This window comes from Klebsiella sp. BDA134-6, assembly GCF_015601345.1.
Taxonomy (GTDB): domain Bacteria; phylum Pseudomonadota; class Gammaproteobacteria; order Enterobacterales; family Enterobacteriaceae; genus Klebsiella; species Klebsiella grimontii.
On record NZ_CP064784.1, the window covers coordinates 1,445,917 to 1,472,307 of the forward strand.

23 protein-coding genes are annotated in these 26,391 nt (G+C 56.4%); 15 read left to right on the forward strand and 8 right to left on the reverse strand.

Features of this window, described 5'->3' with window-relative positions; genetic code table 11:
- Window positions 1-194 precede the first annotated feature (194 nt).
- Window positions 195-500, reverse strand: coding sequence for a monooxygenase (locus tag IYV58_RS06650; RefSeq protein ID WP_004130003.1), 306 nt, complete (start codon window positions 498-500; stop codon window positions 195-197).
- 209 nt (window positions 501-709) lie between these two features.
- On the opposite strand from IYV58_RS06650, the gene IYV58_RS06655 reads away from it, so the two are divergent.
- Window positions 710-1,855: a porin gene (locus IYV58_RS06655; RefSeq protein WP_123828384.1), complete on the forward strand. Its 1,146-nt coding sequence runs from the start codon at window positions 710-712 to the stop codon at window positions 1,853-1,855.
- A gap of 117 nt (window positions 1,856-1,972) precedes the next feature.
- On the opposite strand, the gene mnmH is transcribed toward IYV58_RS06655, so the two are convergent.
- On the reverse strand, window positions 1,973-3,052 hold the full coding sequence (gene mnmH / locus IYV58_RS06660) for a tRNA 2-selenouridine(34) synthase MnmH (RefSeq protein WP_049112240.1): 1,080 nt from the start codon (window positions 3,050-3,052) through the stop codon (window positions 1,973-1,975).
- Between the two features lie 87 nt (window positions 3,053-3,139).
- Window positions 3,140-4,063, reverse strand: a complete 924-nt coding sequence (allS, locus tag IYV58_RS06665) for an HTH-type transcriptional activator AllS (protein WP_004130011.1) — start codon at window positions 4,061-4,063, stop codon at window positions 3,140-3,142.
- Between the two features lie 210 nt (window positions 4,064-4,273).
- Between allS and allA the strand changes: the two genes are divergently transcribed.
- The 10 genes from allA to glxK all read left to right on the forward strand — a co-directional run bounded on the left by allA (window position 4,274) and on the right by glxK (window position 16,313).
- Window positions 4,274-4,756, forward strand: a complete 483-nt coding sequence (gene allA / locus IYV58_RS06670; protein ID WP_004130014.1) for an ureidoglycolate lyase — start codon at window positions 4,274-4,276, stop codon at window positions 4,754-4,756.
- A gap of 91 nt (window positions 4,757-4,847) precedes the next feature.
- On the forward strand, window positions 4,848-5,666 hold the full coding sequence (gene allR, locus IYV58_RS06675; RefSeq protein ID WP_004130016.1) for an HTH-type transcriptional repressor AllR: 819 nt from the start codon (window positions 4,848-4,850) through the stop codon (window positions 5,664-5,666).
- 88 nt (window positions 5,667-5,754) lie between these two features.
- Entirely contained in the window at window positions 5,755-7,536 is a 1,782-nt protein-coding gene (gcl, locus tag IYV58_RS06680; RefSeq protein WP_004130019.1) for a glyoxylate carboligase, read from the forward strand.
- 13 nt (window positions 7,537-7,549) lie between these two features.
- Window positions 7,550-8,326 carry a hydroxypyruvate isomerase gene (hyi, locus tag IYV58_RS06685; RefSeq protein ID WP_004130022.1) on the forward strand — a complete coding sequence of 259 codons (777 nt, stop codon included), beginning with the start codon at window positions 7,550-7,552 and terminating at the stop codon, window positions 8,324-8,326.
- A 135-nt stretch (window positions 8,327-8,461) separates the two neighbouring features.
- Window positions 8,462-9,340 (forward strand): 2-hydroxy-3-oxopropionate reductase, encoded by an 879-nt coding sequence (gene glxR / locus IYV58_RS06690; protein ID WP_004130026.1) that lies wholly within the window; start codon window positions 8,462-8,464, stop codon window positions 9,338-9,340.
- A 53-nt stretch (window positions 9,341-9,393) separates the two neighbouring features.
- Complete coding sequence (locus IYV58_RS06695; protein ID WP_032742065.1) at window positions 9,394-10,650, forward strand: MFS transporter; 1,257 nt, start codon at window positions 9,394-9,396, stop codon at window positions 10,648-10,650.
- A 79-nt stretch (window positions 10,651-10,729) separates the two neighbouring features.
- Entirely contained in the window at window positions 10,730-12,184 is a 1,455-nt protein-coding gene (locus IYV58_RS06700) for an allantoin transporter (protein ID WP_123828383.1), read from the forward strand.
- Window positions 12,185-12,304: 120 nt separating this feature from the next.
- A complete protein-coding gene (gene allB, locus IYV58_RS06705; RefSeq protein WP_004130035.1) occupies window positions 12,305-13,666 on the forward strand; it encodes an allantoinase AllB in 1,362 nt (453 codons plus the stop codon).
- A gap of 172 nt (window positions 13,667-13,838) precedes the next feature.
- Window positions 13,839-15,149, forward strand: coding sequence for a uracil/xanthine transporter (locus IYV58_RS06710; RefSeq protein WP_087828746.1), 1,311 nt, complete (start codon window positions 13,839-13,841; stop codon window positions 15,147-15,149).
- 18 nt (window positions 15,150-15,167) lie between these two features.
- Window positions 15,168-16,313 carry a glycerate 3-kinase gene (glxK, locus tag IYV58_RS06715; RefSeq protein ID WP_112165779.1) on the forward strand — a complete coding sequence of 382 codons (1,146 nt, stop codon included), beginning with the start codon at window positions 15,168-15,170 and terminating at the stop codon, window positions 16,311-16,313.
- A gap of 76 nt (window positions 16,314-16,389) precedes the next feature.
- On the opposite strand, the gene allE is transcribed toward glxK, so the two are convergent.
- The 3 genes from allE to allD are packed head-to-tail and all read right to left on the reverse strand — an operon-like array spanning window position 16,390 to window position 19,489.
- Window positions 16,390-17,172 carry a (S)-ureidoglycine aminohydrolase gene (gene allE, locus IYV58_RS06720; RefSeq protein ID WP_112165777.1) on the reverse strand — a complete coding sequence of 261 codons (783 nt, stop codon included), beginning with the start codon at window positions 17,170-17,172 and terminating at the stop codon, window positions 16,390-16,392.
- A gap of 10 nt (window positions 17,173-17,182) precedes the next feature.
- On the reverse strand, window positions 17,183-18,418 hold the full coding sequence (gene allC / locus IYV58_RS06725; RefSeq protein ID WP_049112235.1) for an allantoate deiminase: 1,236 nt from the start codon (window positions 18,416-18,418) through the stop codon (window positions 17,183-17,185).
- 21 nt (window positions 18,419-18,439) lie between these two features.
- Window positions 18,440-19,489 carry an ureidoglycolate dehydrogenase gene (gene allD / locus IYV58_RS06730; protein ID WP_195729493.1) on the reverse strand — a complete coding sequence of 350 codons (1,050 nt, stop codon included), beginning with the start codon at window positions 19,487-19,489 and terminating at the stop codon, window positions 18,440-18,442.
- 315 nt (window positions 19,490-19,804) lie between these two features.
- Between allD and IYV58_RS06735 the strand changes: the two genes are divergently transcribed.
- From IYV58_RS06735 to IYV58_RS06750, 4 genes are read left to right on the forward strand one after another with little or no spacing between them, the layout of a single operon-like run.
- Window positions 19,805-21,472 carry an acyl-CoA synthetase FdrA gene (locus IYV58_RS06735; protein ID WP_004130050.1) on the forward strand — a complete coding sequence of 556 codons (1,668 nt, stop codon included), beginning with the start codon at window positions 19,805-19,807 and terminating at the stop codon, window positions 21,470-21,472.
- Window positions 21,473-21,481: 9 nt separating this feature from the next.
- Window positions 21,482-22,741 (forward strand): YlbE family protein, encoded by a 1,260-nt coding sequence (locus IYV58_RS06740; RefSeq protein ID WP_195729494.1) that lies wholly within the window; start codon window positions 21,482-21,484, stop codon window positions 22,739-22,741.
- A 9-nt stretch (window positions 22,742-22,750) separates the two neighbouring features.
- Window positions 22,751-23,554: an oxamate carbamoyltransferase subunit AllH family protein gene (locus IYV58_RS06745; RefSeq protein WP_004130053.1), complete on the forward strand. Its 804-nt coding sequence runs from the start codon at window positions 22,751-22,753 to the stop codon at window positions 23,552-23,554.
- A gap of 9 nt (window positions 23,555-23,563) precedes the next feature.
- Complete coding sequence (locus IYV58_RS06750; protein WP_049112239.1) at window positions 23,564-24,457, forward strand: carbamate kinase; 894 nt, start codon at window positions 23,564-23,566, stop codon at window positions 24,455-24,457.
- Window positions 24,458-24,637: 180 nt separating this feature from the next.
- Here IYV58_RS06750 and purK read toward each other — a convergent pair whose 3' ends face one another.
- Together purK and purE are read right to left on the reverse strand one after the other, a co-directional pair.
- A complete protein-coding gene (purK, locus tag IYV58_RS06755; RefSeq protein WP_004130057.1) occupies window positions 24,638-25,705 on the reverse strand; it encodes a 5-(carboxyamino)imidazole ribonucleotide synthase in 1,068 nt (355 codons plus the stop codon).
- The gene (gene purE / locus IYV58_RS06760; RefSeq protein WP_004130058.1) at window positions 25,702-26,211 is read right to left on the reverse strand and encodes a 5-(carboxyamino)imidazole ribonucleotide mutase; all 510 of its coding nucleotides are present in this window, start codon (window positions 26,209-26,211) and stop codon (window positions 25,702-25,704) included. The genes purK and purE overlap by 4 nt, the downstream gene beginning before the upstream one ends.
- Window positions 26,212-26,391: the final 180 nt, after the last annotated feature.

Genomic DNA, 26,391 nt, shown 5'->3' on the forward strand with positions numbered 1-26,391 from the left:
GCGCTTAGCCGGGCTACCGTTTCACAGCTGTCTGCGGGAAAGTAGCCCGGGTAAGGCGTCAGCCGCAACCCGGAGTTTTCACCCGGTTTGCGCTGCGCTTAGCCGGGCTACCGTTTCACGGCTGTCTGCGGGAAAGTAGCCCGGGTAAGGCGTCAGCCGCAACCCGGGGGACTCGGTACGGATGCGAGTGGCTATTACAGATGACCGTGGTTCAAGACGGTGAGCGGCTCGTTGACGTCGAAGATTTTGCAGATAACGTCATCCACGCCGAGAGATTTCAGGCGTGCGGTATGCTTGCTGAGATAAGCGAGCGCGGTTTCTTCATTCGCAAAAAGATAGATCCCGCCCGCCTCCTGATTCTTTTCGCTTTCCGTCCAGACCTTCCAGATAAACCCCGGTTCCTGATTGATAGACTCGGCCAGCTCCACGAGCTGGCGGGACATCTCGCTGCCGAAGGGGCCATTAAAGGCAAAGTGCAGCTGCAGTAGTTTTTTCGACATAGTTCCTCCATGGATGATGTTTGCGCGGTAATAGACCATTTTAATGCCATGGCGATGAAAAGATAACCACAGTTTTTTTAAGGGCACGAAATGGTAAGTCACTGATTTTTAACCGCACGAAACATTAAAAACTCAACAACACGCCATACTCAATCGCAGTTAATATTCAACTGGAAAATATAAGGTTGCTTATTAATCAAGGAAACAGTATGGCTCATAAAATAAAAGCGCTGGCGATAACGATCGGCGCAGCCCTGGCGTTAACCTCTTTTGCATCCCAGGCGGAAATAACGCTTTTAAAACAAGATCCGCAGGCAGGCGATCCGTTAAGCCGGCTTAATTTTACCGTCGGCGGGAGCATCCGTCCCCAGTTCAACATGATGTCCGGCGACGGAGACAAAGGCTCTTATAAACGTAACGGTTTTGACGGCGGCACCCGTTTCCGCTTCGCCGCCGACTACTATCTGTTCGATGATATTAGCTGGATCAGCTACTACGAGCTGGGCGTCAATATTCCGGCGCTCTTCGACTGGGATAACCACTACGCCGAAGGCGCGAATAACACCAGCCGCCGCATGCTCTATACCGGCCTGAAAAGCGATACCTGGGGGACATTAACTTACGGTCAGCAGAACAGCGTTTATTACGACGTGGTGGGGGTAAAAACCGATATCTGGGATTACGACATGATAGGCCAGGCGCCGGGTAACGGCATTAACGGCGACTACGATGGCTCCTATCGCTCACGCAATATGCTGAAATACAAGAAAACCGTTGGCGATGTCGATCTCTACGCTTCTTACTTATTCGAAGACAGCGAATATCTGCCGGGCAACGGCCTGCGCTACAAGCGTAAAGGCGGCGGCTCCATCGGCGCCGATTACCACATTATGAAGGATCTGACCTGGGGCGCCGCGTGGAACTATACCCGCGCCGATATGCGTAACCCCTCCAGTTCGGACAGCAAATCATATGACCAGAATATCGTCGGTACCGCGCTAAGCTGGATGCCGGATAACTGGACCTTCTCCTTCGGCGGCGGCTGGTATCAGAACTTCCTGACCACCAAAAAAACCGATGTTCATAACTACTTCGCCGGCGATGCCTGGGGTATTGAGTATTTTGCCGGTTATAAATTCCCGATTGGTCAGTATGCGGTGAAATCTATTCAGCCGTACTTTATGGGCGACCGCCTGCAGTACGTGAACGGCCGCAACTATCAGCGGATTGATAACGGCGTCGGCGTGAGCTTCCAGCTGGATTATGGTTTCCGCGTCGATTATGAACACGTCTTCACGTCGAGCACCGATAACCTGGGCGATATGAATCTGGTGCGTCTGCGCTACGACTTCTAAGCGCAGACACTTCCCCGGTGGCGCTGCGCTTACCGGGGCTAGAGGTTCACCGCCGTCTGCGGACCTGTAGCCCGGCTAAGGCATTTACGCCGCAAGCCGGGACAAGGAAGGATGTGACTATTGCGCCAGCCAGTCGGCGACGTCCTGCCAGCTGCCGCGAAAAATAATCTTCTCCGCTTTTTTGCCGAGCTGGTAGCGGTACATTGGGTCGTAATACTCGTTCAGCAGGGGAACCAGCCAGCTGAAATGCGCTTCGGTGCTGGCGCTGCGCTGCTGCTCCAGCAGAGCTTCATCAAGCCTGGCGGTGAGCTGGGCAAAACGCTGTAACCCGAGGCGGCGGCGGATAGCGAACAGGCCATGGTGCAGATATTCGCTATATGCCTGCCAGCCTTGCTCTTCGCCGTAGGCCGCCATGAAATCGCGATGCATCCGGGTAAAATACTCTTCGCGCAGCCGTTCAAGACGGATGGCGAACGGGTCTTCCACCACCGCCAGCGGCGACTGGGCCATGCGAAGACGCATACATTCCGGCAGGTGATTGGCGCCGATCATATGCCCCTCATCTTCCAGCACCCAGCGCGTCTGCCGCTCTGACTTTTTGAGCATCGCCACGGCAAGATGATTTTCAAAGGTTGCCTGCTGATACTGCTCCTGCAGGGTACGGCCAAATGAAGACCCGCGATGATGGGCGAGGCCCTCGAGATCGATGCCGTCGGGCTGGGTGCAGACCAACTGGGTTTTACCGTTACCGGTACAGCCGCCAATCAGCACGATAGGACGCTGCACCAGCTCTTCGGTAAGCTGAATAGCTGCCTGGCGCAGCGCTTTATAGCCGCCGGCAATCAGCGGGTAATCCACGCCAGCGTCCTTCAGCCACTGCTGCACAATATGCGAACGCTGGCCACCGCGGGCGCAGCACAGGTAGCCTTCGGGATAACGCGCGCAGGCCTCTTTCCAGGCGGCGAGGCGGCGGGCGCGAATCTCACCGTTCACCAACTGATGGCCCAGCGCAAGGGCGGCTTCCGGACCCTGACGCTTGTAGCAGGTGCCAACGGCGGCGCGCTCGTCGTCATTCATCAACGGTAGGTTGACCGCCGCGGGCATGGCGCTTTGCCTGAACTCGACCGGGGCGCGTACGTCAATCAGCGGCGTATCGCTGGCGAGAATCTGCCGAATATTCTGTGGGACTAATTCCATCATTTAAACCGTTAAGCCATCCAGACGCGTCGCTCGACGCGATAATCCTCCTATTGTACGCGGTGAGCGACAGGCTGAATTGATTTTTCACGGTGTATCGCTGAATAGCGTCAGAAATCCCTGGATTTCCGGGGCCGAATGGCCGAACAGCGAGGCGATATCCTGCACCGCTTTACCATGATGATCTTTGCGCCAGGCGAGGCTCAGAGGAGAGGGGGGGCGCATCGCCGGGATCTGCCGGGCAATCAGCTCACCGCGAGCGATAAGCGGCTGGCACAGCGGCTCGGGTAAAAAGCCGATGCCGACGCCAGCGATATGCGCCGCGATTTTAGTTTCGATATCGGGAACCACAATCTCTTTTTGCCCCGGCAGACGCCAGGCGACGCGCTTGGTCAATCTCCGGGCGCTGTCCTCAATATTGACCGCAGGGTAGCGACGTAGCTGGGCCTCCGATAGCGGATCGCTTTGCTGGCCGAGCGGGTGATGTGGTGACATCACGAAGAGCCAGGACACTTCGCCCAGCGGGGTGACCGCAATATTTTCGCCTAACGATTCGGTGCCGGTAACGCCAATCGCCAGCGAAAAGTCATCATGCAGAAGCGTATCCCAGACGCCCATATAAATTTGTCGCGAAAAGTGAAACTGCGTAAAGGGGTAACGTTGGCTGAGCCAGGCCAGCAGCCGGGCGATGGCCTGCGGGTCATACATCAGGTTATTCACCACAATATTGACCTGGCGCTCCACGCCGTCGTTTATCTGCTGTAGCTCGCCGGGCATACTGTCAATCCAGCCAAGCCACTCTCTGGCCTGCGCCAGCAGGTGCATCCCGGCCGGGGTCAGCAGTACGCTGCGCGTGGTGCGGGAAAAGAGCGCCACGCCGGTGTTATCTTCCAGCAGTTTGATGCGATAACTAATGGTGGCGGTGGTTTTATAGAGTTTTTCCGCTGCTCTGGAGAAGCTGCCGGTCTCCGCGACGCTGACAAAGGTACGTAGTGTTTCGGGGTCTAGCATCGCTATATTCCTCGTAATTTAATAATTCCCCCATGATTTTTAAGTATTTTTTCATAATAGCCATTTCAATTATGTGGCTTAAATCAGGTTTTGGAAAATTATTCCAACTTATAGTTGATACCACTTTGAGATGGCCATGAATTGACCGGTACATCTTTCACCCTCAAGGTATGAGGAGGGGAACGGTTTTTAATGACTAAGGAATATGCAATGAAGCTTGAAGTATTGCCGCTGACGCGCGAAGCCTTCCGCCCCTATGGGGACGTTATCGAAACGGAAGGACATGATTTTTTCCATATCAATGAGGGCAAAGTGCAGCGTTTCCACGATCTGGCCATGGTGGAAACCCTGCAGCAGGAGCGCACGCTAATCAGTATTAACCGCGCCCAGCCGGCGGCGCTGCCGATTGTCGTCACCGAGCTGGAGCGTCATCCGCTGGGCACCCAGGCGTTTGTGCCGATGAACGGCGAAGCCTTTGTCGTGGTGGTCGCGGCAGGAGGCGATCAACCGGACATGACTACGCTGCGCGCGTTTATCTCCAATGGCCGTCAGGGGGTCAATTACCACCGTAACGTCTGGCATCATCCACTGTTTGCCTGGCAGAGCGAAACCGATTTTTTAACCGTCGATCGCGGCGGAAAAGATAACTGCGATGTGGCGGAGATCCCGACCGTGGAGTTGAGCTTTGCGTGAGGTTGCACGTGACGCTATCGATTATCTTGCATAACATGTGGGCGCTTACACACTATTTATGCTCAGGTTTTGAGCCGGAGATAATCGAGGTATGACAGAAGTGAGAAGGCGGGGAAGGCCGGGCCAGCAGGAGCCTTCCGCGCAAAAAGGCGCCCAGGCGCTGGAGAGAGGGATCGCGATACTGCAATACCTTGAAAAGAGCGGCGGCAGCTCGTCGGTCAGCGATATTTCCCTTAATCTGGACTTACCGTTATCGACCACCTTTCGTCTGCTTAAGGTGCTGGAAGGCGCGGATTTTGTGTATCAGGATGCGCAGTTAGGCTGGTGGCACATCGGACTTGGCGCATTCAATATCGGTTCGGCGTACATCCACAACCGGGATGTTTTATCCGTCGGCGGACCCTTTATGCGCCGGCTGATGCTGATGTCGGGCGAGACCGTCAATGTGGCGATTCGCAACGGCAACGAAGCGGTGCTGATTGGCCAGCAGGAGTGCAAGTCGATGGTAAGGATGTGCGCGCCGCTCGGTAGCCGACTACCGCTGCATGCTTCAGGCGCCGGAAAAGCGCTGCTGTATCCGCTGTCGTCGGAAGAGCTGGTGGATGTCATTGTGAAGACCGGACTGCAGCGGTTTACGCCGGCGACGATCGTCGATTTGCCGGTCCTGCAGCGGAATCTGGATGAGGCGCGAGCCTGCGGCTACAGCATTGACCAGGAGGAGCACGTGACAGGATTAAACTGTATTGCTTCGGCGGTTTACGATGATGTGGGGTCCGTGGTGGCGGCGATTTCGATTTCCGGGCCGGCGTCCCGCTTAACCCCGGACCGTTTTATCAGCCAGGGAGAGCTGGTAAGGGAGACGGCAAGGAATATCAGCACCGCGCTGGGACTCAAACCCCAGGCTGATTGATAGCCGAACCGACCCGCTCTGCGGAGCGGGACTTTTTTGGTTTTATTAAAATTTGGAAAATTTTTCCAATATAGCGAGGTAGTAAAAAATGGCAAAAATGAGAGCCGTCGACGCGGCAATGTATGTACTGGAAAAAGAAGGGATTACAACCGCATTTGGCGTGCCCGGCGCGGCGATTAACCCGTTCTATTCGGCGATGCGCAAGCACGGCGGGATCCGTCATATTCTGGCCCGACACGTGGAAGGCGCGTCTCATATGGCGGAAGGCTATACCCGCGCCACGGCAGGCAATATCGGCGTATGCCTGGGAACATCGGGCCCGGCGGGAACGGATATGATCACCGCGCTGTACTCCGCCTCCGCCGACTCCATTCCTATTTTGTGCATCACTGGCCAGGCGCCGCGCGCGCGTCTGCATAAAGAAGATTTCCAGGCGGTCGATATTGAGTCCATCGCTAAACCCGTCACTAAGATGGCGGTGACCGTCCGCGAAGCGGCGCTGGTGCCGGGCGTGCTGCAGCAGGCATTCCACCTGATGCGCTCCGGTAGACCGGGGCCGGTGCTGATCGACCTGCCTTATGATGTCCAGGTCGCGGAAATCGAATTTGACCCTGAGCTGTATGCGCCGCTCCCGGCGTATAAACCCGTGGCGACGCGTCCGCAGATCGAACGCGCGCTGGCGATGCTGCTGATGGCGGAGCGTCCGGTGATTGTCGCCGGCGGCGGGGTGATTAATGCCGATGCCGCAGCGCTGTTGCAGCAATTTGCCGAAATTACCCATGTACCGGTGATCCCGACGCTGATGGGCTGGGGCTGTATCCCGGATGACCACGAGCTGATGGCCGGAATGGTCGGCTTACAAACCGCGCATCGCTACGGCAACGCCACGCTGCTGGCCTCCGACCTGGTATTTGGTATCGGCAACCGCTTTGCCAACCGTCATACCGGTTCGGTCGAGAAGTACACCGCAGGTCGTAAAATCATCCATATCGATATCGAACCGACGCAGATTGGCCGCGTACTGTGCCCGGATTTAGGCATCGTGTCCGATGCGAAAGCGGCGCTGACTCAGCTGGTGGATATTGCGCAGCAGATGCAAAAAGAGGGCCGCCTGCCGCGCCGCGAGCGCTGGGTTGCCGAGTGTCAGGAGCGCAAGCGTACGCTGCTGCGTAAAACCCACTTCGATAACGTGCCGGTCAAACCGCAGCGCGTTTATGAAGAGATGAACAAAGCCTTTGGCCGCGACGTGTGCTACGTCACCACCATCGGCCTGTCGCAAATCGCCGCCGCGCAGATGCTGCACGTGTTTAAAGATCGCCACTGGATCAACTGCGGTCAGGCGGGGCCGCTGGGCTGGACGCTTCCTGCCGCGCTGGGCGTTTGCGCCGCCGACCCGGAGCGCAACGTGGTCGCGATCTCCGGCGACTTCGACTTCCAGTTCCTGATTGAAGAGCTGGCGGTGGGCGCGCAGTTCAATATTCCTTACGTCCACGTGCTGGTAAACAACGCTTATCTGGGCCTGATTCGTCAGTCGCAGCGCGCGTTCGATATGGATTACTGCGTCCAGCTGGCGTTCGAAAATATCAACTCTAGCGAAGTGAACGGCTACGGCGTCGATCACGTCAAAGTCGCAGAAGGTCTCGGCTGTAAAGCCATTCGCGTCTTTAAACCGGAGGAGATTGCGCCCGCCTTTGCGCAGGCAAAAGCGTGGATGAAACAGTATCGCGTGCCGGTGGTCGTGGAAGTGATCCTTGAGCGTGTGACCAATATTTCGATGGGCAGCGAACTGGATAACGTAACGGAATTCGAAGATGTAGCCGATAGCGCCATCGATGCGCCAACCGAAACCTGCTTTATGAAATATGAATAAATGAGGTGAAACTATGTTGCGCTTCTCTGCCAACCTTTCGATGTTATTTGTGGAATATGATTTTCTGGATCGTTTTGAGAAAGCAGCGGCCTGCGGTTTTCGCGCCGTTGAATTTATGTTTCCGTATGATTATGCGCCGGAGGTATTAAAACAAAAGCTGAGTGATAACCGGCTGGAGCATACCTTGCATAATCTACCCGCTGGCGACTGGGCGGCAGGGGAGCGCGGCATAGCCTGTATTCCCGGTCGCGAAGCGGAGTTTCGCGAAGGCGTTGACGCCGCGATCCGCTACGCTAAAGCGCTGGGCAATAGCAAAATCAACTGCCTGGTCGGTAAAACTCCGGTGGGCTATCGCGAAGATCATATCCGCTCCACGCTGGTGGCTAATTTACGTTTTGCCGCCGCCGCGCTGGCCCAGGAGGGGATCCTGCTGCTGATTGAGCCGATTAATTACTTCGATATGCCGGGGTTTTATCTGAATACCACGCATCAGGCGCTGGCGCTCATTGATGAGGTCGGCAGCGATAATCTGAAAATCCAGTACGATATTTATCATATGCAGCGCATGGAGGGTGAATTAACCCATACGATGCAAACTTATGCCAACCGAATTGGTCATTTACAGATTGCCGATAACCCGGAACGCGGTGAGCCGGGAACTGGAGAAATTAATTACGATTATCTTTTTAAATTTATCGATAAATCAAATTATGACGGTTGGGTCGGCTGCGAATATAAACCGCTGACGACCACTGAAGCGGGCCTGACATGGTTTAATCGCTACCGTTAATTTTTAATTTATCTTTGGGCAGTATTTATTATTCCATTTCCAGGAAGGGATAACTATTGCTCAAATATACCCGTCATGCTTTACGCAGCAGATGTTCAGGGTATAAATCGAAACAGAAATTTTGAGAGGAAAGGTATGAAACTGGGATTTATTGGTTTAGGTATTATGGGCACTCCGATGGCGCTCCGACTTGCCAAAGCGGGCCACGCGCTGCATGTGACCACCATCGGTCCGGTTGCTGAAGAACTGCTCAAGCAGGGCGCGCAGCATCTGGCTACCGCAGAGCAGGTCGCGGAGCAGTCGGAGATTATTTTTATCATGGTTCCTGATACCCCACAGGTCGCCGACGTTCTGTTTGGCGAACACGGCTGCGCCAGCGCGGCGCTGAAGGGCAAAACCATCGTCGATATGAGCTCTATTTCGCCGATTGAAACCAAGCGTTTTGCGCAGCAGGTGCGGGATTTGGGCGCAGATTATCTGGATGCGCCAGTATCCGGCGGCGAAATTGGCGCGCGTGAAGGTACGCTCTCTATTATGGTCGGCGGCGACGAAAACGTGTTTGCTCGCGTGAAGCCGCTGTTTGATATTTTGGGTAAAAACATCACCCTCGTCGGCGGTAATGGCGACGGGCAGACCTGTAAAGTCGCCAATCAGATTATCGTCGCGCTGAATATTGAAGCGGTCTCCGAAGCGCTGGTTTTCGCGTCTAAAGCCGGCGCCGATCCCGCTCGCGTGCGTCAGGCGCTGATGGGCGGCTTCGCCTCCTCGCGTATTCTGGAGGTACATGGCGAAAGAATGTTGAACCGGACGTTTAATCCCGGTTTTAAAATTTCCCTGCACCAGAAGGATCTTAATCTGGCATTGCAGAGCGCGAAAGCGCTGGCGCTTAATTTACCGAATACGGCAACCTGTCAGGAGCTATTTAATACCTGCGCCGCCAACGGCGGTGGCGAATTAGATCACTCGTCTTTAGTTCAGGCGCTTGAATTAATGGCGAATCATAAAATATCGTAATGAGAAAATGCTGCCGATTCCGGCAGCATTTTTTAAACCTCACGGGTGAATTTATGGATACTATCAATAAAACAGGTATCGACTATTGGAAGAAAATAGTCGTGGTAATGAGTCTGGGCTGGGTGGCAATATGGATTTATCGTACCGTATTAACGCCTATTTATCCGGAAATTCAGGCGTCCTTAGGCAACGTCAGTAACGCTGAAATTGGCGCGATAGCCAGCTTCTATTTTCTTGCCTACTGCGGAATGCAGATCCCCTGCGGTATTCTGGTTGATAAACTGGGGCAGAAAATTATGCTGATGTGTGGTTTCTCGCTGTTCATTATTGGTACGCTGAGTATTGCTAATGCGGGAAATCTGACGCTGATTTATATCGGCTCGCTGCTGGCTGGTGCCGGCTGCGCTTCCTTCTTCAGCTCCGCCTATTCGCTCTCCTCGGCCAACGTGCCGCAGGAGCGTCGGGCGCTGGCTAACGCCATTATCAACAGCGGCTCGGCCATCGGGATGGGGATTGGCCTGATTGGCTCAAGCATTCTGGTCAAAAGCATGCATATGGCCTGGCAAAACGTGTTGTTTATTGTCGCCGCGATCCTGGTGGTGATGCTCTGCGTGTTTACCCTGGTGATTCGTCGCAAGCGGAAAGAGCCCGCCGTAGCGGAAAATAAAAATAACGCCTCGGCATCATTCCCGTCGGCAGAAGAAAAATCGGCGCCGCTGTTTTCGCCGCTGCTGTGCAGCGTCTACTTTCTCTATTTCTGCACCTGCTACGGCTACTACCTGATCGTCACCTGGCTGCCTTCTTATCTGCAGACCGAACGCGGCTTTGACGGCGGCGCCATTGGTTTTGCTTCCGCACTGGTGGCAGTGGTCGGGGTGCCGGGCGCGCTGTTCTTTAGCCATCTTTCGGATAAATTCCGCGACAGTAAAGTTAAAGTGATTCTCGGGCTGGAGATTGTTGCCGCGGCAATGCTGATGTTTACCGTTCTGTCGCCGAATACTACCATGCTGATGATCAGCCTGGTGCTGTATGGACTGCTCGGTAAAATGGCCGTTGACCCGATTCTTATCTCGTTCGTTTCCGAGCAGGCGTCCGCAAAAACATTAGGTCGTGCCTTTAGCCTGTTTAATTTCTTTGGTATGAGTTCAGCGGTTGTTGCCCCGACGCTCACCGGTTTTATTTCTGATCTGACCGGGTCAAAAGAAATTAGTTTTGTGATGTCTGCCGGGCTAGTTATTACCGGAACGATACTGTTTGCATTGATTACCTTGCGTAAGAACAAAATACAGTCAAAGACAATCCCAGTATAATAAAAAATAAAAATTATTAATTTGTTGTTCCACATAGCTAAACCTACAAACGTAATCCGATGCGTATTAAGAGGGAATTATGGAACAAGCTCAAGACCTGTACAAATCCAGAGGTTATAGCGACGATCTATTACCAAAATTAGAATCGCAGCGTAACTGGAAGACATTTAACTATTTTACCTTATGGATGGGATCCGTACACAACGTACCTAATTATGTGATGGTTGGTGGTTTTTTTATTCTCGGACTATCAACGTTTAGCATAATGATGGCAATAATATTGAGTGCTTTTATTATTGCCGCGGTTATGGTGTTTAATGGCGCTGCCGGAAGTAAATACGGCGTACCCTTCGCTATGATTTTAAGAGCCTCCTATGGGGTGCGCGGAGCGTTATTACCCGGCCTGCTCAGAGGCGGTATTGCGGCGATTATGTGGTTTGGTTTGCAATGCTATGCCGGCTCTCTGGCATTCCTGATCTTATTAGGCAAACTGTGGCCTGCGTTTCTGACCCTTGGCGGTGATTTTAAGCTGCTGGGGCTGTCGCTGCCTGGGCTGATCGCCTTTCTGGTCTTCTGGCTGATTAACGTCGGCATTGGTTTCGGCGGCGGAAAAGTACTCAATAAATTTACCGCCATCCTCAACCCCTGCATCTACATTGTCTTCGGCGGCATGGCTATCTGGGCTATTTCGCTGGTCGGGATTAGCCCTATTCTGGACTATTTGCCAACCGGAGTGGCAAAAGCGGAGCATACCGGCTTCTTGTTCCTGGTGGTCATCAATGCGGTCGTTGCCGTCTGGGCGGCGCCGGCGGTCAGCGCCTCGGATTTTACCCAGAACGCGCGTTCGTTTCGCGAGCAGGCCCTGGGTCAAACGCTTGGTCTGGTCGTAGCTTATATTTTGTTCGCGGTGGCCGGAGTGTGCATTATCGCCGGCGCCAGTATCCATTATGGTATGGACACCTGGAACGTGCTGGATATTGTGCAGAAATGGGACAGCCTGTTTGCTTCTTTCTTTGCGGTGCTGGTGATATTAATGACCACGATCTCCACCAACGCCACCGGTAATATTATTCCGGCAGGCTATCAAATCGCGGCAATTGCGCCGACTAAATTAACCTATAAAAACGGTGTACTGATCGCCAGCATCATTAGTCTGCTGATCTGCCCATGGAAATTAATGGAGAATCAGGACAGTATTTATCTTTTTCTCGATATTATCGGCGGCATGCTGGGCCCGGTTATTGGCGTAATGATGGCGCATTATTTTGTCGTTATGCGTGGGCGGATTAATCTTGATGAGCTGTATACCGCAGCTGGGGATTATAAATATTTCGATAATGGATTTAACGTTACCGCATTCCTGGTCACCATCATGGCGGTGATTTTATCGCTCGGCGGAAAATTTATTCCGCTGCTTGAACCGTTCTCCCGCGTGTCGTGGTTTGTTGGCGTTATCGTCGCTTTTGCCGCATACGCGTTACTAAAAAAACGGGCGCTGCCGAATAATATTTCGCACCCGGACGTTGTGAGCTGATTTTCTTATCAAGAGGAAGCTTTATTTCAGGGATGAAGCATCAATAGCCAAAGCCATTGCTGGTACAGCCCACGCGGCTGCAAGCAGAAATATGGCGTGTATACCTACAAGGAGTTTTATATGTCTTTTGATTTAATCATTAAAAACGGCACCGTTATTCTGGAAAACGAATCGCGGGTGGTGGATATCGCGGTTGCCGACGGCAAAATTGCCGCTATCGGTGAAAACCTGGGCGAAGCGAAACAGATCATGGATGCCGCGGGCCTGATCGTTTCGCCGGGGATGGTCGATGCGCATACGCACATCTCTGAGCCGGGTCGTACCCACTGGGAAGGATACGAAACGGGTACCCGCGCGGCGGCAAAAGGCGGCATCACTACGATGATCGAAATGCCGCTGAACCAGCTGCCGGCTACCGTCGATCGAGAGACCATTGAGCTGAAATTCGACGCAGCGAAGGGCAAACTGACCATCGATGCCGCGCAGCTTGGCGGGCTGGTCTCCTATAACCTGGACCGACTGCACGAGTTGGATGATGTGGGCGTGGTGGGCTTCAAATGCTTTGTCGCCACCTGCGGCGATCGCGGGATCGACAACGACTTCCGCGACGTCAACGACTGGCAGTTTTTCAAAGGGGCGCAAAAGCTGGCCGAAATGAAGCAGACCGTGTTGGTGCATTGTGAAAATGCGCTGATCTGCGATGAGCTCGGCGAAGAAGCAAAAAGAGAAGGCCGCGTGACGGCACATGATTATGTTGCGTCGCGTCCGGTGTTCACCGAAGTCGAGGCGATCCGCCGCGTCCTCTATCTGGCGAAAGTCGCCGGTTGTCGCCTGCACGTATGCCACATCAGCAGCCCGGAAGGGGTCGCCGAAGTGACCCGTGCGCGTCAGGAGGGACAGGACGTCACCTGCGAATCCTGTCCGCACTACTTTGTGCTGGATACCGAGCAGTTCGAAGCGATTGGCACCCTGGCGAAGTGCTCTCCGCCGATCCGCGACGCGAAGAACCAGAAGGGAATGTGGGAGAAGCTGTTCAACGGCGAAATAGACTGCCTGGTGTCCGACCACTCTCCGTGCCCGCCGGAAATGAAGGCGGGCAATATCATGCAGGCCTGGGGCGGGATTGCCGGTCTGCAGAGCTGCATGGACGTGATGTTTGATGAAGCGGTGCAAAAGCGCGGTATGCCTCTGCCGCAGTTTGCTCGTCTGATGGCGACCAACGCCGCCGATATTTTCGGCCTGAAGCAGAAGGGGCGCATTGCCCCGGGCAAAGACGCCGACCTGGTGTTTATTCAGCCAAACAGCAGCTACGTCCTGCAGGCGGAGGACCTCGAATACCGGCATAAAGTCAGTCCTTACGTTGGCCGTAAGATTGGCGCGCGTATCACTAAAACCATCCTGCGCGGCGAGGTGATTTATGACATTGAGCAGGGCTTCCCGCAGGCGCCGAAGGGGAAATTTATCCTTAAGCATCAGCAGTAACGGGGAACCGTTGCATTCCCGGACTGCGGCGTAAACCTCTTATCCGGGCTACGAACCTGACGTCGCGCGGGTTTTGTAGCCCGGGTAAGGCGCAAGCCGCGCCCGGGGCATAACCTACTTCGTTCAATGTTTAGCGTCTGTTCAACGTCAGGCGCTTTGTCAGGATTTTATCATGGTGGTATTGCCGCTAAATCAACGAAACACCCTGGCGGGATTTCAATGGTTCTTCTTTATCTTCTGCAACACCGTCGTGGTACCGCCAACATTACAGTCTGCTTTTCAGCTCCCCGCCAGCGCGCTGATTACGCTTACCCAATACGGTTTTATCACCACCGGGCTGGCGTGCCTGGCGCAGGCGCTGCTGGGCCACCGTCGCGCGATTATGGAAGGCCCAACGGGACTATGGTGGAGCACTATTCTGACCGTCACCGTCGGCGAAGCCGCGCGCGGCACCCCGTTTGACAGCATTGCGGCCAGCCTGGCGGTCGGTATATTTCTGTCGGCGATATTCACCATCATCATCGGCGTGAGCGGCATCGGCCATCGCCTGGCGAAGCTCTTTAGCCCGACGGTCATGGTCTTTTTTATGCTGCTGCTCGGCGCGCAGCTGACGACTATATTTTTTAAAGGCATGCTCGGGCTGCCCTTTAGTTCGGCCCAGGCCAGCGTGGGCATTCAGCTGGCGCCGTTTAGCCTGGCGCTGGCGGTAATGATGCTGGTGCTGGGGATGATTATTTTTCTCCCGGACGGCATCGCCCGCTACGCTCTGCTGACAGGAACCCTGGCGGGATGGGGAGGCTGGTACCTGCTGTTTCGCACGCCGCCCGCCACGGCCGCTTCCGGCCCGATTCACTGGCAGTGGTTTCCGCTTGGCTACGGGGGGGCGTTACGTCCAGGTATTATTTTGACGGCGCTGCTGGCCGGGCTGGTCAATATTACCAATACCTACGGCGCTATTCGCGGTAGCGACGTTTTTTATCCCGAGCAGGGCGCCAGCAATAGCCGTTACCGGCGCAGCTTTATTATCTCCGGATTAATGACTCTAATAACGGTTCCGCTCAGCGTGGTGCCGTTTTCGCCCTTTGTTTCATCGATAGGCTTATTAACCCAAACCGGAGAAACCTCGCGCCAGCCGTTTATTATCGGCTGCCTGTGCTGCCTGCTGGTTGGGCTGTTTACGCCGCTGACCCACTTTTTTACCACGCTGCCTCTGCCGATCAGCAGCGCGGTCATGCTGGTCTCATATCTCCCATTGTTATATTCCAGCTTATCGTTCAGTAAACAAATTACCTTCACCGCGCGAAATATCTACCGGCTGGCTCTGCCGCTCTTTATCGGCATTTTTCTAATGGGGCTGCCGCCAGTTTATCTCCAGACGCTACCTCTGATAATCCGACCGCTGTTAGGCAACGGCTTATTAATCGGCGTGCTGCTGGCGGTAGTGATGGAAAATCTCATTCCCTGGGATCGTATTAAGTCATGACAGCAAAAAGGATGAACAATGAAAATTATTATTGCACCGGACTCTTTCAAAGAGAGCGTCAGCGCCAGCCGCTGCGCCCAGGCGATAAAGGCGGGCTTTGTCTCAATTTTCCCGCAGGCGGATTGCGTCTGCCTGCCGATCGCCGACGGCGGCGAGGGGACGGTTGAGGCAATGGTTGAGGCCACCGAGGGCAAAATGGTGATGCTGCCGGTGATGGGGCCGATGGGCAATTTTGTCGGGGCGTTTTATGGCCTGAGCGGCGATGGGCAAACCGCATTTATTGAGATGGCGGCGGCCAGCGGGCTGATGTTGGTTCCCGCCGGGGAACGTAATCCTCTGCGGGCCACCAGCTACGGCACCGGCGAGCTGATTCGCCACGCGCTGGACGCTGGCGTTCGCCATATTATTCTCGGTATCGGCGGCAGCGCCACGGTGGATGGCGGCATGGGCATGGCCCAGGCGCTGGGGGTGCGCTTTCTGGATGAGCACGACGAGAGCGTCGGCCTCGGCGGCGGGGCGTTACAACGGTTAGCAAAAATAGACCTAAGCGGCCTCGAGCCGCGCCTTCATGATTGCCGGATTGAGGTGGCCTGTGACGTTGATAATCCGCTGCTCGGCGAACGCGGCGCGGCGGCGGTTTTTGGTCCGCAAAAAGGGGCCTGTTTAGAAATGGTTGCCGTTCTGGAGCGCGGGTTACAAAACTACGCTCAGGTACTGCTGGCGGCTACCGGTCAGGATGTCGCGGCGATGGTCGGCGGCGGCGCGGCCGGAGGAATGGGCGCGGCGGCCCGGGTTTTCCTTAACGCTACGCTGAAATCGGGCATCGATATTGTGCTGGAAGCGGTTCATCTGGAGGCGGCGTTGCGCGATGCGGACCTGGTGATCACCGGCGAAGGACGAATGGATTCACAAACCGTTGGTGGCAAAGCGCCGGTTGGCGTGGCGCGGATTGCCAAAAAGCACGGCATTCCGGTTATCGGTATCGCCGGCGTGCTGGGTGACGGCGTTGAAGCGGTGCATCAGCACGGTATTGACGCGGTCTTTAGCATTCTTCCCGCGCTGGCGCCGTTGGCCGAGGTGCTGGAGCGCGGCGAGCACAACCTCTACGCCTGCGCGCGCAATATTGCCTGCGCCATCAAGCTTGGGCAGAACATGCCTGGCTGAATAAAAAATGCCACGGTTCTCACCGTGGCAAAATCCAACATAGCTAAACAAAAAAGGTGAATTTAATCAGTGACAATCAGATCTCAACGTCGCGGTTGCAATCTTTCGAGTAGATATAGCTGAACGCTTCGCGCCCAACGCCGTATCCCGCCTGCAGTGAATAAGCGCCCATAAAGATATAGTCGCCTTGCTTCACCGGCACCCAGTTGTTGTCGAGGTTATATACCCCCTGGCCGGAAAGAATATAGGCGCCGTGCTCCTGCACGTGGGTTTCGATATAACCGTGGCTGGCCCCTGGCTCGAAGGAGAGAATATGCATGTTCATATCGAAGCCCAGCTCTTTTGGCAGGAAATCGATCAGGATAACGTCTTCCATTCCTTCATACTGAATCCGCTCCAACTGGCTGACGTTGCCGGTAACCAGATAAGGGGCGTGATTCTCAACCGCAATATAGCGGCGCTTGTAGAGAAACAGCTGGCTGTCGCCTGAGTAGTTATTGATGAAGGTGACCTGCTCGCCCGGCGGGCAGTAAATATAGCCGCCTTTGGTTAGTGGGAAGCTTTTGCCTTGCGCCCCGGCGGTGATTTCACCTTCAATCACATACAAAAAGGTCTCAATCCCTTCGCCGCCGAAGCCGCTTTGATTGCCGCCGTTTTCATGCAGCGTGACCAGATAATCGACAAAGCTGGCGCCTAATTTCGGCGTCGACAGAATGGTCACATCGCAATGAGCAAAACCCGGAATGATGTTTTTGACCAGACCGTCCGGCGTCAGCAGCGCATAATTGCCGTGGCGCACGATGGAACGGCTGGCCAGTAAATCATCGCGATAGCCAACCACATTATTTAAATAACCCATTCTCTTTTCCTTATTCAGTCCAGGCCAGTTGATACAGCATTAAGGCGAGCGTTTTCACGCCTTCCGCCAGATCCTCGATATGCGTACTTTCCGCCGGGTTATGGCTGATACCATTGATGCTCGGCATAAATATCATGCAGGTCGGGAAGCAGGGGGCGAAAATTTGCGCGTCGTGGCCCGCGCCGCTGTGCATCACGCGGAAATTGACCTTCTCTTTCTCACAAAGCGCGGTGAGCTGGGCGACCAGCTTTTTATCCATCGGAACCGGGGCCTCATCCATCCACAGGTCGACCTCAATGCCAATCTCCATTTCCTGGCAGATCCGCCGCATATCGGCTTCAATCACTTCCGTAAATGCCGTTAACTCAAGGGCATCGGTGTGGCGGCAGTCCATGGTGAAAACCGTTTTACCCGGCACCACGTTAACGGTATTCGGCTGCGGGTCGACTTTACCGAAGGTGAGTACCAGCGGGTCGCCGTGGGCCTTTGCTTTGGCAATAGATTCGCAGCAAATGCGGCTGAAGGCCTGAACGGTGTCGCGGCGGTAGCCCATTGGCGTCGTGCCGGCATGGTTAGACTCGCCGTTGAGGGTGATGGTGTAGCGCCGCTGTCCGACGATGGCGTTGACCACGCCGATGGACTGCTTGTTGGTTTCCAGAACCCGGCCCTGCTCGATATGCAGTTCGACGAAGGCTTTAATATCCCGGCGCGGTGCCAGCGGGGCGGCGGGCAGAGTGAATCCGCACTGCTTCATGGCTTCAACAAACGCCACGCCTTTGGCGTCCTTAATCTCGCGCACGTCTGCCGGGTTAGCGATACCGACGATATTTTTGCTGCCCCAGAAGACGTAAGGAAAGCGGCTACCTTCTTCTTCCGCTAGCGCCAGAACCTCGACGGTACGCAGCGGCGCGCCGTAGGTCTCTTTTAGCCAGCGTACCGCCAGCCAGGCCGCCAGCGCGCCGAACTGACCGTCAAGATTGCCGCCGTTGACGACGCTATCAATATGCGAACCGCTGAGGATAACCTCATCGGGAAAGCGCGTGCCGGGCAGTCGGCCATACAGGTTGCCGACTTCATCAAAGCGGGTTTCCAGGCCGCTCTCGCTCATCTTTTGTTTGAACGCCTGCTGCGCCTGCAGCCATTCCGGCGAATAGAGCAGACGGGTCAGGCCTCCGGTCGGGTCGGCGCCGAAAGAGGAAAGCCAGGGCAATGTTTCTTCAATTGCCTGTCGAAAATAATGAGCCATACGCAACTCCTGTATTTTAATTTATTGAGCAAACGGGGAATGGGTTTCATAAGAGCGGTGATATAAAGCGTCAGAAAGCAGATAGTCATAAATCTCATCCACGATCTCGATACCGTTGACGGCGCTGTTTTTCTCATTGATATCCAGGTTCTGCCCCGGGTAATAAACCTGATTAAATCCGGGCGCTGGCGTAATGGCGTTTAATTCACGCATGGTGTCGCTAATATGCTGGCGGAATAGCGCGCTGGAGGAGAAAAATGCCGGGTTGATGACGATATGCAGCTGGCCCAGCTCGCGTCCCTGGCTCAGGTTTTCGTACATCGAACTGACCTGGCGGCCGAAGGGCAGGCTGAGCAAAATGCCGGAGAGGACGTCGATCATCATCATCAGGCCGTAGCCTTTCGGGCCGGCTGCCGGAAGCAGGGCGTGAACGGCAAAAGGATCGCTGGTCGGCGCGCCGTTTTTATCCACCGCCCAGCTATCGGGAATGGTTTCATGGCGCGAGCGGGCGTCGAGAATTTTTCCCCAGGCCTGCACCGTGGTGGCCATGTCGAAGGTGATGATATCATCGCCCACGCCGGGCGCGGCGAAGGCCAGCGGATTGGTGCCGTAATAGATTTCCGCCCCGCCAAACGGTACGACCATCGGGTCTGACTGACATAGCGAAAGCCCGATAAACCCGGCGCGGGCGGCCTGCCGGGTGAAATAAGAGATGGCGCCGCTGTGGCCCATGCGCCGAATGCCGACCACGGCCACGCCGTTTTCCTCGGCTAATGCTATCGCGTGCTCCATGCCCATTTTGGCGGCGACCTGACCAGCGGCGTTATCGGCATGCAAAATACCGCTGCAGGGGCCGGTTTTTTCAAAGGTAAAGTTGGGTTGACGGTTAGTTCCGCCTTTTGAAATACGTTCCGCATAATATTCAACGCGTACCGCGCCGTGCGAATGAATGCCTCTTGCATCGGCATAAACCAGCACATCGGCAATAATATCCGTGTGATGACGAGTAAGCCCTGCTGTGTTCAGCTTATTAGCAATAAGCTGATGAAGTGTTTCCCGACTGACTTTCATCTGTCTTCCTTTTAACGACGGTGTAGAGCCTGACTGACCAATAAAATACGGGGAAAATAAACTTAAATTGTGATCTGTATTGGTAAATATATAGTGTTAGATTTTATTTAATAATCACTATAGATTTATCAGAAATAACCCCGTCAATCTATTCGTTAAAAACCCCCTGCTAATGTACTGGGCTTTATTTAAAAACGTTGTGTAATAAATTTGATGTGATTTTGGTCACGCCGACGGCCACGTTATCTCGTTAGCCTGATTGCAGATTATCCATGCTCATTCAATTGCAATGGGTGCAATTATTGGGGAGTTATTATGATCCATGCCTTTATTAAAAAGGGCTGTTTTCAGGATTCAGTCAGCTTAATGATTATTTCGCGCAAGCTGAGCGAGTCGGAAAATGTCGACGATGTTTCGGTGATGATGGGGACACCGGCAAATAAATCGCTGCTGGAAACCACCGGCTTTTGGCACGACGATTTTGCCGCGGCGACGCCGAATGATATTTGCGTGGCGATTCGCGCCGATTGTGCGGATGCGTCGGTGACGGAAATGATTATCGCCCGTCTTGATGAAGCTCTGGCCGCCCTGGCGCAGGGGAGCGGGCAAAGCCAGAGCCTGAGCGTGGTTCGCCGCTGGCAAAGCGCAACGCAGAAGCTGCCGCAGGCCAATATGGCCTTAATATCCGTTGCCGGGGAGTACGCCGCGGAGCTTGCCCATCAGGCGCTCAGCAGCGAGAAAAACGTGATGATCTTCTCCGACAACGTCACGCTGGAAGATGAAATCGCCCTGAAAACCCGCGCCCGCGACAAAGGGCTGCTGGTGATGGGGCCGGACTGCGGCACCGCCTCGATCGCCGGCACCCCGCTGGCTTTCGCCAACGTCACGCCGGACGGCAATATCGGCGTAATTGGCGCGTCCGGTACCGGTATTCAGGAACTGGTCTCGCAGATTGTGCTCGGCGGCGAAGGGATCAGCCATGCGATTGGTCTTGGCGGTCGAGACCTGAGCGCCGAAGTGGGCGGCCTCAGCGCGCAAACGGCCCTGGAAATGCTGACCCATGATGAGCAGAGCCAGGTGCTGGCTTTTGTTTCTAAGCCTCCCGCCGAGGCGGTACGCCTGAAGGTGATTGGCGGCATGAAGCGCAGCGGTAAACCGGTAGTCGCGCTATTCCTCGGCTATGTGCCAGACACGCTGCGCGATGAAAACGTCTGGTTTGCCCGCACGCTTGACGAGGCCGGGCGTCTGGCCTGCCTGCTGGCGCGGGTCGTGCGACACCAGCAATCCCTGCCTGCGGCAACGGGCATGCAGATTCGCGGTTTATATACCGGCGGCACGCTGGCGGCGGAATCCGCCGGACTGCTGGCTGAACGGCTGCGCATCGCCCCCGATGCGCATCATCCGCAGGGCCTGATGCTCAACGCGCAGGGCCACAGGGTCGTCGATCTCGGCGATGATTTTTACACCGTTGGCCGCCCGCATCCGATGATCGATCCCTCTCTGCGCAACCAGCTGATTGCCGAACTCGGCGAGCAAACTCAGGTAGGAGTACTGCTGCTGGACGTGGTGATTGGCTATGGCGCCACCGCCGATCCGGCCGCCTCGCTGGTTGAAGCATGCCTGCGGGCCTGGGCGGTCAGGGACGACAGATATCCGCTGCACGTTATCGCCACGGTGACCGGGACCGAAAGCGATCCGCAGGGCCGTTCCCGTCAGATTGCCGAGCTTGAAGATGCGGGGATCGTGGTGGTCGATAGTCTCCCGGAAGCCACTTTGCTTGCCGTCGCACTGATTAGCCCGCAGCGCAAAGCCGCGCCGACCCCGCGCGCCAGCCTGCTGGACGGCGTGGCGGTGATTAACGCCGGCCTGCGCAGCTTTGCGCTCGATTTACAGTCCGCCGGAACGTCGGTTGTTCACTACCAGTGGGCGCCGATCGCCGGGGGAAATAAGAAACTGGCTCGTTTATTAGAACGTTTGCAATAAGAGGTCTCTATGTTTACATCAGTGGCGCAGGCCAATGACGCAGTAATAGAACGAATTCGTAATGCACGCCCGCACTGGCTGGATGTGCAGCCGGCGGGTTCTCTGATTGAAGCGCTAAACAAGAACAGAACGCTGCTCCATGCCGGGCCGCCGATGCGCTGGCAGGAGATGACCGGCCCGATGAAAGGAGCCTGCGTTGGCGCATGCTTATTTGAAGGCTGGGCGCAGGATGAAAAGACAGCCCACGCTATGCTCGAATGCGGCGAAATCTCTTTTATTCCCTGCCACCACGTGAACGCCGTGGGGCCGATGGGGGGGATTACGTCGCCGAATATGCCGATGCTGGTGGTGGAGAACATCGCCGAAGGCAACCGCGCGTATTGCAACCTGAACGAAGGCATTGGCAAGGTGATGCGTTTCGGCGCCTACGGCGAAGACGTGCAGCAGCGCCTGCGCTGGATGCGCGATGTGCTGATGCCGATCCTTAGCGCGGCGCTGAAACAGATGGAGCGCGGTATTGACCTGACCGCGATGATGGCTCAGGGCATCACCATGGGCGATGAGTTCCACCAGCGCAATATCGCCACCTCCGCGCTGCTAATGCGTACGCTGGCGCCGCATCTGGCACGGCTTAATATCGACAAACAGCAGATTGCTGAAGTCATGGATTTCCTCGCCATTACCGATCAGTTTTTCCTCAACCTGGCGATGGCCTACTGTAAATCCGCGATGGATGCCGGGGCGCAAATTCACGCAGGCAGTATCGTCACCGCGATGACCCGCAACGGCGATATGTTCGGTATTCGCGTCAGCGGGCTGGGCGATCGCTGGTTTACCGCGCCGGTGAATACGCCGCAGGGGCTGTTCTTTAGCGGTTTCTCTCAGGAACAGGCCAACCCGGATATGGGCGACAGCGCCATCACCGAAACCTTCGGCATCGGCGGCGCGGCGATGATCGCGGCGCCGGGGGTGACCCGCTTTGTCGGCGCTGGCGGAATGGAGGCGGCGAAATCCGTTTCGGAGGAGATGGCGGAAATCTTCCTCGAGCGCAATATGCAGCTGCAGATTCCGGGCTGGGATTTCCAGGGCGCCTGCCTTGGGCTGGATATTCGCCGGGTGGTTGAAACCGGTATTACTCCGCTCATTAACACCGGGATCGCCCATAAAGAAGCGGGGATCGGCCAGATTGGCGCCGGGACCGTCAGAGCGCCGCTGGCCTGTTTCGAGCAGGCGCTGGAAGCGCTGGCGGACGAGCTGGGCGTGAGCTGAGGTAGCGCGATGGAGAGGATTCGTCCGCTGATAGGCAGCGTTGATGCGCCGGATCATCGCCAACCGTGGCGAACCGGCGGCCTCTGGCGGCGCACGATTAACCTCTATGTTGAAGGCGGCGCGCTGCTGACGCTGCATCATCGGGGGCAGGGGGTGAGCCCTGGCGGATGGGTTGTTCGCCATGGTGATTTTATCCGGCTGCACGCGGCGCTGCGGGCGGGAGCGTCGCCGATAGCGCGGAATGACGGTATTCAGGTCGGCGATCTTTTGCTGATGCCGCCGCGCAGGCGCTGCTCCCTGTGGCTCCGCCGTCAGCCTAACGGCGCCGACCTGCCGACAGCGCTAGTAAATCGTCCGGAGGAGACCGGGCTGTTTGGGCCGCTGTCGCAGGCTATCGATCTGCCGCAGCAGCCTGAGCTGCGGCAGCTGCGCCACTGTTTTGCCTCCGCGCTGGCCGGCAACGCCGTCGACTGGCGCCTGTGGTTGGGCAAGGGACCAGGCCTGACGCCGAGCTTGGACGACATGCTGATCGGCATGATGCTGGCGGCATGGCGCGCGGGGCGAATGTTACCCTGCGGCGGAAGAGCTTTTTTCCGCGCCTCCGGCGATCTGCACGCGGCCACCACCCAGGTGAGCGTCAACTATTTACGCTACGCCAGCATGGGACGTTTCGCCTCGCCGCTGATGCATTTTGTACACGCTCTGCAACGTGGACGACGAATTGAACCCGCCGTCGAAGCTCTGCTGGCGATGGGGCATACCTCCGGCGCCGACACGCTACTGGGATTCTGGCTGGCGCAACATCTTATCTAAGGACTTTTTATGAAAACGCTGGTTGTTGCCCTTGGCGGCAACGCTTTATTACAGCGCGGGGAAGCGCTGACCGTAGAAAATCAGTACCGCAATATCGATAGTGCGGTTCCCGCGCTGGCGCGTCTGGCGAAAAACTACCGGCTGGCCATTGTGCACGGCAACGGGCCGCAGGTGGGGTTGCTGGCGCTGCAGAATCTGGCCTACGGCGACGTTGAGCCCTATCCGCTGGACGTGCTGGTCGCGGAGAGCCAGGGCATGATTGGCTATATGCTGGCCCAGCGCCTGGCGCAGGAATCACCCATGCCGCCGGTGTCGACGGTGATGACCCGCATTGCGGTAGCGTCAAACGATCCGGCCTTTTCGACGCCGGAGAAGTTTATCGGTCCGGTTTACGATCCGGAGCTGCAAAAACAGCTGGAAGACGAATACGGCTGGAGGATGAAGCGCGACGGTAAATATCTGCGTCGGGTGGTGCCTTCGCCGACGCCGGTGAGGATTGAGGAGAGCGAGTCGATTGAGCGCCTGCTGGGCGAGGGGCACGTGGTGATATGCTGCGGCGGCGGCGGAATTCCGGTGCTTGAGAACGGGCAGGGCGCAGAAGCGGTCATCGATAAAGACCTCGCCGCCGCGCTGTTGGCGGAGCAGATTGATGCCGATGGCCTGGTGATCCTGACTGACGCGGATGCGGTATATGAACATTGGGGCACTCCCATGCAGCGACCGATCCGCGAAGCGACGCCGGAAGAGCTGGCGCCTTTTGCCCGCGACGACGGCGCGATGGGACCGAAAATCGCGGCGGTAAGCGGCTACGTGCGCCGTCGGGGCAAGCGGGCGTGGATTGGCGCGCTGTCGCGCATCGATGATACTCTCGCCGGGCTGGCGGGAACCTGCATCAAGCCCTGATGCACAGGCGAAATCAAGCGACGTGCAGACGCTGAAATTTCCTGCGCTCTTTCCACGGTGGCGGCGCCAGGGAGTCGTGCGGTTTGCGGATTTGGTTGAATGGCTACGGGGCGAATGAATGTTGGTCTGGTAGCCCGGCTAAGGCGCAGCGCGCCGCAAGCCGGGATAAAGGAGAGAGGATTACGCCAGCTGCGCCTGCGCCCAGACGATGCCGCTGGCGTATTCCGGCGGCAGCAGCGGCTTCAGCGCTTCCAGCGTCGCGCTCAGGCGGTCGGTATCGCTGTCGGTCAGGTTCAGGTGGCCGACTTTACGACCCGGACGCACCTCTTTGTCGTACCAGTGTAGATGCACCAGCGGCAGCTTCAGCCAGTCATAGTTCAGATCGGTACCGATCAGGTTGATCATGACCGACGGGCTGTTCACCACCGGCGGCGGCAGGGGGAGATCGGTGATCGCCCGCAGATGCAGTTCGAACTGGCTAATCGACGCGCCGTTCTGCGTCCAGTGGCCGCTGTTGTGCACGCGCGGCGCCAGTTCGTTAATCAGCAGGCCATCGGCAGTGACGAAACACTCCATCGCCATCACGCCAACGTAGCCCAGCTCATTCATGATCGCCGTCAGCATCTGTTCCGCCTGTGCCTGCTGGCGGGCGTTGGCCTGCGGGAAAGCGACGCTGGCGCGTAAAATACCGTCCTGATGCAGGTTGCGGGTCAGCGGATAGAAGACCGTGCTGCCGTCCCGTGCGCGGGCGCCAACCAGCGATACCTCGCCGGAGAAATTAATGCCCTGCTCAACGATACACTCGCCGTAGTTATCCTCCGGCAGCTGCGCGGTTTCATTTTCCCGCAAACGCCACTGGCCGCGGCCATCGTAGCCGCCGACGCGGCGCTTAACGATAGCCAGCTCCCCAAGACGGGCGAATACCGCCGGCCACTCGCCTTTATCCGCCAGAAGCTGCCACGGCGCGGTAGCGAGCGCCAGCTTATCGAACAGCTGCTTTTGCGTCAGACGGTCGGCGATAATCGGGAAGACGTCGCGGTTAACAAAGGCGGAATGACGCGCCAGCTCGCGGGTCAACGCGGTTTCCGGCCAGCGTTCAATCTCTGCGGTGATCACGCTTTGCTGTACCGGCACCGCTTCCGGGTCGGCTTCCAGACCAACCGGCCAGACCGCAATACCCAACGGCTCGCCGGCCTGACGCAGCATACGGCCTAGCTGGCCGTTACCGAGAACGCAAACCTGTTTCATGCCGCACCCCGCGGGTCCGGGTTATCCAGCACGTCATCGGTCTGCGCCTGGCGCCAGGCGCTGAGGCGCTGGTGCAGTTCGGCATCATGCTGGGCAAGGATCTGCGCCGCCAGAAGGGCGGCGTTAGCGGCGCCGGCTTTACCTATCGCCAGCGTGCCAACCGGGATGCCGCGCGGCATCTGGACGATGGAGTAGAGACTGTCAACGCCGCTCAGCGCCGCGCTCTGCACCGGTACGCCTAACACCGGCACCAGCGTTTTCGCCGCAATCATGCCCGGCAGATGCGCCGCGCCGCCAGCACCGGCAATAATCACCTGAAAACCGTTTTCTTCCGCGCCTTCGGCGAAGCTGAACAGTTTATCGGGCGTGCGGTGGGCGGAGACCACTTCGACATGGTACGGAACGTTCAGGGCATCAAGGATTTCTGCGGTAAACTGCATGGTAGCCCAGTCGCTTTTGGACCCCATCACGATGGCGATACGCGCCGAATTATTGCGGGAAGACATGCGTCTTAAAACTCCTGTGGGTGTGTTGCACACTGCTTTAGAGGCCACAGAGAATAGCATGAACTTCCGACAAGGAAAACGGTTGCGTGCGCATGGCTAGCCGTCTTATGTCTCGTCGTCACTGGATGAAACTCGTCGGTTATGAGCGGCGGTGGCGCAGGCAAAAAAGTAAAAACCAGC

Bases quoted from the DNA above. Each gene is read 5' to 3' on its own strand.
- hyi (WP_004130022.1), top strand. From the start codon at position 7,550: ATGTTGCGCTTCTCTGCCAACCTTTCGATGTTATTTGTGGAATATGAT.
- allR (WP_004130016.1), top strand. From the start codon at position 4,848: ATGACAGAAGTGAGAAGGCGGGGAAGGCCGGGCCAGCAGGAGCCTTCC.
- allS (WP_004130011.1), bottom strand. From the start codon at position 4,063: ATGCTAGACCCCGAAACACTACGTACCTTTGTCAGCGTCGCGGAGACC.
- gcl (WP_004130019.1), top strand. From the start codon at position 5,755: ATGGCAAAAATGAGAGCCGTCGACGCGGCAATGTATGTACTGGAAAAA.
- purK (WP_004130057.1), bottom strand. From the start codon at position 25,705: ATGAAACAGGTTTGCGTTCTCGGTAACGGCCAGCTAGGCCGTATGCTG.
- allB (WP_004130035.1), top strand. From the start codon at position 12,305: ATGTCTTTTGATTTAATCATTAAAAACGGCACCGTTATTCTGGAAAAC.
- IYV58_RS06650 (WP_004130003.1), bottom strand. From the start codon at position 500: ATGTCGAAAAAACTACTGCAGCTGCACTTTGCCTTTAATGGCCCCTTC.
- IYV58_RS06700 (WP_123828383.1), top strand. From the start codon at position 10,730: ATGGAACAAGCTCAAGACCTGTACAAATCCAGAGGTTATAGCGACGAT.
- glxK (WP_112165779.1), top strand. From the start codon at position 15,168: ATGAAAATTATTATTGCACCGGACTCTTTCAAAGAGAGCGTCAGCGCC.
- purE (WP_004130058.1), bottom strand. From the start codon at position 26,211: ATGTCTTCCCGCAATAATTCGGCGCGTATCGCCATCGTGATGGGGTCC.
- IYV58_RS06695 (WP_032742065.1), top strand. From the start codon at position 9,394: ATGGATACTATCAATAAAACAGGTATCGACTATTGGAAGAAAATAGTC.
- IYV58_RS06750 (WP_049112239.1), top strand. From the start codon at position 23,564: ATGAAAACGCTGGTTGTTGCCCTTGGCGGCAACGCTTTATTACAGCGC.
- allC (WP_049112235.1), bottom strand. From the start codon at position 18,418: ATGGCTCATTATTTTCGACAGGCAATTGAAGAAACATTGCCCTGGCTT.
- allD (WP_195729493.1), bottom strand. From the start codon at position 19,489: ATGAAAGTCAGTCGGGAAACACTTCATCAGCTTATTGCTAATAAGCTG.
- glxR (WP_004130026.1), top strand. From the start codon at position 8,462: ATGAAACTGGGATTTATTGGTTTAGGTATTATGGGCACTCCGATGGCG.
- IYV58_RS06655 (WP_123828384.1), top strand. From the start codon at position 710: ATGGCTCATAAAATAAAAGCGCTGGCGATAACGATCGGCGCAGCCCTG.
- IYV58_RS06745 (WP_004130053.1), top strand. From the start codon at position 22,751: ATGGAGAGGATTCGTCCGCTGATAGGCAGCGTTGATGCGCCGGATCAT.
- IYV58_RS06740 (WP_195729494.1), top strand. From the start codon at position 21,482: ATGTTTACATCAGTGGCGCAGGCCAATGACGCAGTAATAGAACGAATT.
- IYV58_RS06735 (WP_004130050.1), top strand. From the start codon at position 19,805: ATGATCCATGCCTTTATTAAAAAGGGCTGTTTTCAGGATTCAGTCAGC.
- allA (WP_004130014.1), top strand. From the start codon at position 4,274: ATGAAGCTTGAAGTATTGCCGCTGACGCGCGAAGCCTTCCGCCCCTAT.
- mnmH (WP_049112240.1), bottom strand. From the start codon at position 3,052: ATGGAATTAGTCCCACAGAATATTCGGCAGATTCTCGCCAGCGATACG.
- allE (WP_112165777.1), bottom strand. From the start codon at position 17,172: ATGGGTTATTTAAATAATGTGGTTGGCTATCGCGATGATTTACTGGCC.
- IYV58_RS06710 (WP_087828746.1), top strand. From the start codon at position 13,839: ATGGTGGTATTGCCGCTAAATCAACGAAACACCCTGGCGGGATTTCAA.